General features: G+C 30.7%; 2 protein-coding genes. Both read left to right on the forward strand.

Features of this window, described 5'->3' with window-relative positions:
- Positions 1-986: hypothetical protein (locus ES677_RS15390; RefSeq protein ID WP_170235075.1), on the forward strand; the 986-nt coding region annotated here is incomplete at its 5' end.
- Positions 987-1,002: 16 nt separating this feature from the next.
- A complete protein-coding gene (locus ES677_RS15065; RefSeq protein ID WP_148371043.1) occupies positions 1,003-1,287 on the forward strand; it encodes a hypothetical protein in 285 nt (94 codons plus the stop codon).
- Positions 1,288-1,490: the final 203 nt, after the last annotated feature.

The following is a 1,490-nucleotide window of genomic DNA, read 5'->3' on the forward strand; positions in this document are numbered from 1 at the left end:
GGGATACAAATGGAGGCCAAACCAATAACGGTGGTAGTGGTGGTTCATCAAGCAATGGAGGCGTTACAACACCAACAACACCTTGTAGAGGTGATGATTGTCCAGAGGAATTGGAGATAGAGGAAGAAGAGGATTGTTCATTAAATGCAACAGTTCCTGAGCAACTAAATTGCTTAATATTTGACAATCCTTATTTATTACTTGAAATAGACTGTAATCAGATACAGAGCTGGCAAACGTTAAGTCAACATACCGCTCCGCAGAGTGTACAAAATAAAATAAATGATCTTCCAAGTTCATTAACAAACGATTTTGAAATTCAAGCATTAAGTGATGCGAGCGGTACAATGGTCAATCTTGATTATTTTTCAGTTAATGTGACAAATTTACCTAATAATCCTAATTCAAATACTCAATTTACTGCAGATGAATTATTAGATCACATACGTATTAATTTCAATAACTTTGTTGAAGGATCTACATTTGATCCATATTGTGAAATATCCTCAATGTGCCAAACAGAAACAGATCTTTGGAATTCTAATAACCCATTGGGTAGCATTATATATATAGATATCCCGTTTGATGATGGCGTTGTTGTCTGTACGGAATACTCAAACAATTATTGGTACTTTATGACTATAAATTCGCCTTATGCCGGTAATCATCCTGTTAGTGGTACAAGACAGTTTGGTTATGAACAGAATTTAGAGGGGTCTTATAATTTTTTTGTAAGAGGTGTTGATAGGTTTGACTCTAACATTGTCGAAAATGTTTCGTATGGATTAGATGGTTTTGATAATGCCTTTCAAGGCGCAGACGATTTATGGTCAAGTTTTCAAGAAAGATTAAATAATTTTATAAATAACCCAATTAATGGAGGCTCCGCAACTATTTCAACACCTACAAAAAATAGACCAGATTGGAATAAGGTGCAAGAAGTTTTAAATGGTGAAAGGCCAATTAGTGATTTAGGGTGTGAATAAAATCAACAATGAAATTATGCTTAAAAAAATAAATTTAAATAAAGTGTTTATAATAATACTTCTTGCTAGCGGCACTATCTATTCATTACCTTCAAAAGTATTAATTGGTGTTTATTCACCAAGTTTACTAGGGTGGTTTTTAGTTGCCTTTTTAGTTCCGTTAATGTTTATATTACTTATTTGGTTATCAATTATAGATTTGAGAAAAAATAGAATTAAGTTACTACTTGAAAGATTGTTAATTTTAATTATAGTTTTAGGATTAAGTTTAGGTTTTAAATATTTAATCAAATTTTTTTAAAAAAATATATTGACAACATCGATAACGAAAATTTATAATTTGACTCCAATTACGGTTTTTACCGTAATGAAAAGCACAAATAAGTTGTAGTTTTCGATGAATGGTACTAAAAGGTATTGTGAGATTGTTATTATTATACACTTGGTTTTTAATAGTTAAAATCACTAATTTTTAAAACCAACCAAACGATTGAAAAAAAGAAA

This window comes from Bizionia gelidisalsuginis (assembly GCF_008086185.1).
Lineage (GTDB): Bacteria > Bacteroidota > Bacteroidia > Flavobacteriales > Flavobacteriaceae > Bizionia > Bizionia saleffrena.